This is a genomic window from Intrasporangium sp. Soil_C_50 (assembly GCF_057656595.1).
Genome location: NZ_JBDGKB010000002.1, coordinates 308987 through 316350, shown reverse-complemented (window position 1 = coordinate 316350; position 7364 = coordinate 308987). Strand labels below are relative to the sequence as shown.

Here is a 7364-nt window from a genome sequence, read left to right as displayed (position 1 = left end):
AGGACGTCGTGCCGGACGTCGTGCCGGACGTCGTGCCGGACGTCGTGCCGGACGTCGTGCCGGACGTCGTGCCGGACGTCGTGCCGGACGCGTCGGGCGCGGGGAGGGAGGCCGCGACGCGGGCCAGCAGCGGCAGGGCGCGGGCGATGGCGGCCCGCTCGTCGGCGTCGAGCCCACCCAGGGCGGCAGCGGTGGCCTGGGAGCGCCGGTCACGCCAGCTCTCGAGGGCAGCGGCGGCCGACGGCGTCAGCTCGAGGCGCGCGACGCGCCGGTCGGACGCGTCGCGCAGGCGCACGAGCACCTCGAGCGAGGTCAGCTGGCCCACGAGCGTCGACACGGTGTTCGGCGCGAGGCCGAGCACCGCAGCGGCCTCGGCGACGCCGATGCCGGGGTTGCGGCGCACCACCCGCACGAGCTCGAGCTGGGCACCGGACAGGCCGAGCTCGGGGAGCGGGGTGCCGACGAGACGGCGCGAGCTGCGTCGGAAGAGGCCGACGACGTCGTGGACGTCGTCGGCGAGGCCGGCGACGGACCGGGAGGCCCGGGCGGGGCGGATCGGGTGGAGGGGATCGCTCACGAGCCGAGATTAACTCGCTGACAGAGGTTTCGACAGGGGCCGAACGGCCCCCGGACGCAGAAGACCCCGGGCCGCTTGGCCCGGGGTCTCCGGTGGTGTCGAGGGGGGGACTTGAACCCCCACGCCCGTTAAGGGCACTAGCACCTCAAGCTAGCGCGTCTGCCATTCCGCCACCCCGACAAGGTGATGAGCAAGGGGCTCGGGGAGTCCCTTGCGGCGAGGAGAACGTTACAGGGGCCCCGGCCAAAAGGCCAAACCGCCCCACCCGTCACACGGATCCGCCAGATCGGCGCCGCGCTCGACCACCTAGGCTGGCCGCATGAGCGAGCCCGCCGACCGCGCCGAGAGCACCGCCACGAGCACGACCACGATGACGCCCGAGGACGAGGTCGCCCGAATCTGCGCCGACCTCATCCGCATCGACTCGACCAACTACGGCGACGGCAGCGGGCCGGGGGAGCGCAAGGCCGCGGAGTACGTCATGGGCCAGCTCGCGGAGGTCGGTCTCGACGCCGAGCTGCTCGAGAGCGAGCCCGGCCGGGCCACCGTCGTGCTCCGCCTCGAGGGCGAGGACCCCTCGCGTCCCGGCCTCGCCGTGCACGGCCACCTCGACGTCGTGCCGGCCAACGCCGCCGACTGGCAGGTCGACCCGTTCGCCGCCGAGGAGCGCGACGGCTGCATCTGGGGCCGGGGCGCCGTCGACATGAAGGACATGGACGCGATGATCCTCGCGAACGTCCGGCATCTGGCGCGCACCGGCACCAAGCCGGCCCGCGACACGACGGTGGTGTTCTTCGCCGACGAGGAGGCCGGCGGCACGTACGGCAGCCACTGGCTCGTCGACCACCACCCCCAGTGGTTCGAGGGCGTCACCGAGGCCGTCAGCGAGGTCGGCGGGTACAGCGTCACGGTCCCGACGCCGCAGGGCGAGCGTCGCGCCTACCTGCTCCAGACCGCCGAGAAGGGCATCGCGTGGCTGCGCCTGCGCGCCCACGGGCGGGCCGGCCACGGCTCGGTCCCCAACCCCGACAACGCCATCGTCCACCTCGCCGGCGCCATCGGCCGGATCGCGGCGCACGAGTGGCCGCGGGAGTACATCGCATCGGTGCGCGACCTGCTCGACGGGCTCAGCGCCCTCACCGGCATCGGGTACGCCGACGACGACCTCGAGGAGCTGCTCGGGGTGATGGGCGGAGCCCAGGGCTTCGTGCGGGGCACGCTGCGTGACACCGCGAACCTGACGATGCTCGAGTCGGGCTACAAGCACAACGTCGTGCCGCAGACGGCGACCGCGGCCCTGGACTGCCGCTTCCTGCCCGGCCACGAGGACGACCTCATGGACACGGTCCGACGCCTCGCCGGCGAGCACGTCGACGTCGAGGTCGTGCACCGCGACGTCGCCCTCGAGGCGCCGTTCTCCGGCGACCTCGTCGAGGCGATGAAGCAGTCGCTGCTGCGTGAGGACCCCGACGCGAGCATCCTGCCCTACTGCCTGTCCGGCGGCACCGACAACAAGGCGCTCGGGCGGCTCGGCATCACCGGCTACGGTTTCGCGCCGCTGCGCCTGCCGGCCGACCTCGACTTCGCGCCGATGTTCCACGGCATCGACGAGCGCGTGCCGGTGGAGTCGCTGCGGTTCGGGGCACGTGTGCTCGGTGACTTCCTGCGCACCTGCTGAGCCGGCACCTCAGGCGGTCCGCTGGACGCGCATGATGCGGCGGCGCAGCCAGATGCGTCGGATCCCACCCTCGTAGATCACCGTGCGGGACAGCTCCCACCGGCCGTACTCCGCGTGCTCGCGGATCTGCTGCCGCGCGTCGGACTTGGACGTGCGGCGGTCGAAGGTGAGGACCCGGTACTCGTACTCCGTCATCGTGGCCCATTGTGACACCACCGAGACCCGACCGAGACCTGTCCGGGAAGAGGCACGCCGATGCTCCGCGATAGCCTCGAGCGGTACTCGCCGGCGGGGGCCGGCAGGAAGTCAGGGGAAACCGCCGCGGCCCTGCCCGGCGTCGATGGCCCAGGAGGTCAAACCACATGAAATGGAACCTGCGTCGCACCGCGGCCGCACTCGTCCTCGTCCCGGCCGTCCTCGGTGTCGCCGCGTGCGGCAAGACGGAGACCCCGGCAACGAGCAGCACCGCGCCCGCCTCGGCAGGCACCACCACGACCACGAGCGCACCGGCCGACGCCGGCGGTCCGTACAAGGACAAGGCGTCCTTCATCGCCGCGCTGAAGAAGGGCGCCGCGACCTCGACGACGGCCCACGTCACGATGACGATGCAGGCCTCCGGGCAGCAGATCCAGATGGTCGGCGACACGAAGGTCGATCCGAACAACCCGGCCATGAAGGTGTCCATGGACATGGGCAGCCAGATGAAGCTCGACATGATCCTCGTCGACAAGAAGATCTACATGAAGGGCTTCCCGGGGCTGCAGGCCGGCAAGTGGGCGGCGATCGACAGCACGTCGACGATGGGCAAGCAGCTGACCTCGTCGCTCGACCAGGCCGACCCGACCAAGATGTACGACCAGTTCGACAAGGCCGTCACCGACGTCAAGTACGTCGGGCAGGAGAGCGTCGACGGTGCGTCGATGGACAAGTACGAGCTGACGCTCGACACCTCGGCCATCGAGGGCGCCGACGCCGCCGCCAAGGGCCAGATGCCCAAGACGATCACCTACACGGCCTGGCTCGACGACCAGGACCACCTGCGTCGCGTCACCTTCGACATCTCCGGCGCCAAGGCCGACATGCACATGAGCAAGTACGGCGAGCCGGTCGACATCACGGCTCCCGCCGCGAAGGACACCGTCAAGGCGCCGATGTGACCGACGGCGCGTGCGACTGAGCCCTCGGTCCAGCGCGCTGGCACGGACGACCCCGGAGCGACCCCGTCGCACCGGGGTCGTCGCACATCCGGGAAGTCCGGGCGACGCGGCGGGCAAAGCGGTTCTCACACCCGGACGCGTCGATTACGGTCGTGGCATGACCGTCGACCCGCGTTCCGCGCTCGAGCAGCTCGTCGCAGCCCTCGAGCGCCACTACGAGGCCGCCTCCGCGAGCCGCGACCCCGACCACCCCATGGTCATCGCCGCCGCACAGGACCTCGCCGAGGCGTTCGACGACTACGACGAGGCGCTGTACGAGGCCACCGAGGTCGCGACGCCGCTGGCCATCTACGGCGACGACTTCGACGGTCACGAGGACGAGGACGGCGCCGAGGGTCGCGTCTACGCCGGGCTCGACTCCGACGAGTACGAGGACGACGACGAGGACGACGACGACGACGAGGACGACGACGACGACGACGAGGACGAGGACGACCTCGACGATGACGACGACGACGACCTCGAGGACGACGACGACTACGAGGACGACGACCTCGACGACGAGGACGACGACGAGGACGACCTCGAGTACGACGACGAGTACGACGACGAGGACGACGACGAGGACGACGGCGAGCACGACGACGACGGCCAGCCGCGTCTGGACGGGGCACACGGCACCCGTCCCGGTTTCTCCGGCGTCTGAGCCCCACCGCCGGGCCGGACGCCGCGCGTGCGGCTCTGGCGACTGACCCGGCCGGGCGCGTCGGTCAGCCGGAGACGTCCTCGAGCGCGCCGACGATCTCGGCCGGCAGGACGAGATCGAGGCTCGCCAGCGCCGTGCGCAGCTGGCTCGCCGTGCGTGCGCCGACGACCGGCGCCGCGACGGCCGGTCGGTCGCGCACCCAGGCGAGGGCCACCTCGGCGGCCGACGTGCCCAGGCCCCGGGCTGCCATGGCCACCGCATCGACGACGCCGGCGCTGTGCTCGTCGAGGAAGCGCTGGGCGAAGCCGGGGAAGTCGCTCGACGCCGCGCGCGACCCGGACGGGATGCCGGTGCGGTACTTGCCGGTGAGGACGCCGCGGCCGAGCGGCGACCACGGCAGCAGCCCGAACCCGAGGTCCACAGCCGCCGGCACCACCTCGGCCTCGGGCTCGCGGTGCACCAGCGAGAACTGGACCTCGTTGGCCACCAACGGGATCCGTGCCGACTCGAGCAGGCTGAAGGCGCGCGCGGACTGCCACCCGGAGTAGTTGGAGACGCCGACGTACCGGGCCCTGCCCGAGACCGCCGCCCACTCGAGCGCCGAGAGGGTCTCCGAGAGCGGGACGTCGTCGGACCACGTGTGCACGAGCCAGAGGTCGACGTGGTCGGTGCCGAGGCGGCGCAACGACGCGTCGAGCTGGGCCATCAGGCCGCGGCGGGAGACATCGACGCGTCGTTCACCGGACGCGCGGGAGATGCCGGCCTTGGTGCAGACGACCAGGTCGTCGCGAGGGACGACGTCGCCGATGAGACCGCCGAGGATCGTCTCGGCGTCACCGCCGCCGTACCCGAACGCCGTGTCGACGAGGTTGCCCCCGGCCTCGACGAAGGCGCGGAGGTGCTCGGCGGCGTCGTGCCGGTCGACGGCGTTGCCCCAGAGCATCGTGCCGAGCGCCAGGGGAGTGACGGTGAGACCGGACGACCCGAGACGCCTGCGCATGGAGGCACACGTTATCCGTTTCGTTCCCCGTGAGATGCGGCGACCTGCCGCCCCGGTACCGCCGCGGTACCGCCGCGGTGCCGCTGGGATGCCGCCGGGGTCGGCGACGCGTCCGGCCCGATAGCCTCGCGTCCATGAGACTCGGCGTGAACCTCGGGTACTGGGGACGCGGAACGACCGGCGAGGACATGGTCGCCGTGGCCCGGGCGGCCGACCGCCTCGGCTACGACAGCGCGTGGGTCGCCGAGGCCTACGGCAGTGACAGCGTCACCATGCTGTCGTGGATCGGGGCGCTGACCGAGCGCATCGGCCTCGGCTCGGCGGTCATGCAGATCCCGGCGCGCACGCCGGCCATGACGGCGATGACGGCCGCGACGCTCGACACCATCTCGGGGGGCCGGTTCCGGCTCGGGCTCGGGGTGTCCGGCCCGCAGGTGAGCGAGGGGTGGCACGGCGTCCGGTTCGCCCAGCCGTTGGCCCGCACCCGCGAGTACGTCGACGTGGTCCGTGCCGCGCTGCGCCGCGACGTCGTCGAGCACGCCGGGCGCCACTACCCGCTGCCGCTGCCCGACGGCCCGGGCAAGGCCCTCAAGCTCGGCACACGCCCGCTGCGAGCCGACGTGCCGGTCTACCTGGCGGCCGTCGGACCCCGCAACCTCGCCCTCACCGGCGAGATCGCCGACGGTTGGCTGGCCATCTTCTTCAGCCCCGAGCACGCCGGCGAGCACCTCGACGCCATCCGCAGCGCCCGCCGTGGCGCGGGGCGGGGCACACCCGATGACCCGATGGCCGGCTTCGACGTCGTCGCCACGACGCCGGTGGTCCTGCTCGACGACGTCGAGGCGGCGGCCGCCTACGTCCGGCCGTACTGCGCCCTCTACATCGGCGGGATGGGTTCGCGCGAGCAGAACTTCTACAACCAGCTGGCCTGCCGGATGGGGTTCGAGGACGCCGCAGCGCGCATCCAGGACCTCTACCTCGACGGCCGCCCCCGGGAGGCCGCCGAGGCCGTGCCGCTCGAGTTCATCGACGAGACGGCCCTGCTCGGCTCGCCCCAGCGCGTGGCGCGGCGCATGCAGCGCTACGCCGACGCGGGCGTCACGACGCTCGCCGTGGCGACGAGCGGCGGGATGAGCCGCGACCAGGCCCTGGCCACGGTGGAGGTGATGGCCGCCCTCGGCGGCCTGGAGGCCTCCGACGCCTGACCCCGTGACCGTCCGGCGACCGGATGTTCACCCGGTCGACGTCGTCGGAGCGTCTGACACGCAGTGACGCCCGCTAGGGTGCACGCTTGGTGCCGAGCGGCCGGACCCACCCGGGTGCGCCGACCGAGACCGTCCCCGAAACCCCGCGCAGAAGGCTGACCACGACATGGCCGACCTCAGCTACCTCGACGCCGTGATCCTCGGTGTCGTCGAGGGCCTGACCGAGTACCTCCCCGTCTCCTCGACGGCCCACCTGACGATCACCGAGAAGCTGCTCGGGCTGTCGGTCGACGACCCGGCCGTCACCGCCTACACCGCGGTCATCCAGCTCGGGGCCATCGCGGCGACGCTGCTCTACTTCTTCCGCGACATCGTCCGGTTCGTCGTCGTCTGGTTCCGGGGGCTGCTCGACGCCGACGCTCGGCACGACCCCGACTACCGCCTCGCGTGGGCGGTCGTCATCGGCTCGATCCCGGTCGGCATCGTCGGGTTCCTCGGCCGGCACGCCATCGAGGGGACGCTGCGCAGCCTCTGGGTCATCGCCGGCGCCCTCGTGCTCTGGAGCATCGTCATGGTCGTCGCCGAGCGGGTCTACGCCCGCTACGAGGCGCGCGGCCGCGTCCGCGACGAGCACTCGGTGGGCCCGGTCGACGGCCTCGTCATCGGCCTCGTCCAGTGCTTCTCGCTCATCCCCGGCGTCTCGCGGTCCGGTGCGACGATCTCGGCCGGCATCATGCGCGGCATCAACCGCGTCACGGCCACACGGCTGTCCTTCTTCCTCGCGATCCCGGCCCTGACCGCCGCCGGCCTGTTCCAGGCCGTCCAGGAGAAGGAGGGCCTGACTGCCCTCGGCCTCGGGCCCGTCGCCGTCGGCCTCGTCGTCGCCTTCGTCGTCGCGCTGGCCTCGATCGCATGGCTGCTGCGGTTCGTCGCGACGAACAGCCTCATGGCCTTCGTCTGGTACCGCGTCGCGCTCGGCCTGCTGCTGGCCGGGCTGCTCGGCGCGGGCGTCATCAGCGCCACCTGACCAGCGCCACTCGA

8 protein-coding genes and 1 tRNA gene are annotated in these 7364 nt (G+C 72.2%); 5 read left to right on the top strand and 4 right to left on the bottom strand.

The window, feature by feature from the left end; all coding sequences use genetic code 11:
- Together AC3A5R_RS08965 and AC3A5R_RS08960 are read right to left on the bottom strand one after the other, a co-directional pair.
- Window positions 1-577 (bottom strand): MarR family winged helix-turn-helix transcriptional regulator (locus AC3A5R_RS08965; protein WP_487620403.1); only part of this gene is annotated, 577 nt, incomplete at its 3' end.
- A 93-nt stretch (window positions 578-670) separates the two neighbouring features.
- Window positions 671-757, bottom strand: a tRNA-Leu gene (locus tag AC3A5R_RS08960).
- A 139-nt stretch (window positions 758-896) separates the two neighbouring features.
- On the opposite strand from AC3A5R_RS08960, the gene AC3A5R_RS08955 reads away from it, so the two are divergent.
- Window positions 897-2255, top strand: a complete 1359-nt coding sequence (locus tag AC3A5R_RS08955) for a M20/M25/M40 family metallo-hydrolase (RefSeq protein WP_487620402.1) — start codon at window positions 897-899, stop codon at window positions 2253-2255.
- Window positions 2256-2264: 9 nt separating this feature from the next.
- Here AC3A5R_RS08955 and AC3A5R_RS08950 read toward each other — a convergent pair whose 3' ends face one another.
- Window positions 2265-2450 carry a DUF5703 family protein gene (locus AC3A5R_RS08950; RefSeq protein ID WP_487620401.1) on the bottom strand — a complete coding sequence of 62 codons (186 nt, stop codon included), beginning with the start codon at window positions 2448-2450 and terminating at the stop codon, window positions 2265-2267.
- A gap of 167 nt (window positions 2451-2617) precedes the next feature.
- On the opposite strand from AC3A5R_RS08950, the gene AC3A5R_RS08945 reads away from it, so the two are divergent.
- Both AC3A5R_RS08945 and AC3A5R_RS08940 read left to right on the top strand, forming a co-directional pair.
- Window positions 2618-3412 carry an SCO4651 family lipoprotein gene (locus tag AC3A5R_RS08945; protein WP_487620400.1) on the top strand — a complete coding sequence of 265 codons (795 nt, stop codon included), beginning with the start codon at window positions 2618-2620 and terminating at the stop codon, window positions 3410-3412.
- A 157-nt stretch (window positions 3413-3569) separates the two neighbouring features.
- Entirely contained in the window at window positions 3570-4118 is a 549-nt protein-coding gene (locus AC3A5R_RS08940) for a hypothetical protein (RefSeq protein WP_487620399.1), read from the top strand.
- A 64-nt stretch (window positions 4119-4182) separates the two neighbouring features.
- Here AC3A5R_RS08940 and AC3A5R_RS08935 read toward each other — a convergent pair whose 3' ends face one another.
- Window positions 4183-5118, bottom strand: a complete 936-nt coding sequence (locus tag AC3A5R_RS08935) for an aldo/keto reductase (protein WP_487620398.1) — start codon at window positions 5116-5118, stop codon at window positions 4183-4185.
- 134 nt (window positions 5119-5252) lie between these two features.
- On the opposite strand from AC3A5R_RS08935, the gene AC3A5R_RS08930 reads away from it, so the two are divergent.
- On the top strand, window positions 5253-6323 hold the full coding sequence (locus tag AC3A5R_RS08930) for an LLM class F420-dependent oxidoreductase (RefSeq protein ID WP_487620397.1): 1071 nt from the start codon (window positions 5253-5255) through the stop codon (window positions 6321-6323).
- A gap of 166 nt (window positions 6324-6489) precedes the next feature.
- A complete protein-coding gene (locus AC3A5R_RS08925) occupies window positions 6490-7350 on the top strand; it encodes an undecaprenyl-diphosphate phosphatase (protein WP_487620396.1) in 861 nt (286 codons plus the stop codon).
- The last annotated feature ends 14 nt before the right edge of the window (window positions 7351-7364 follow it).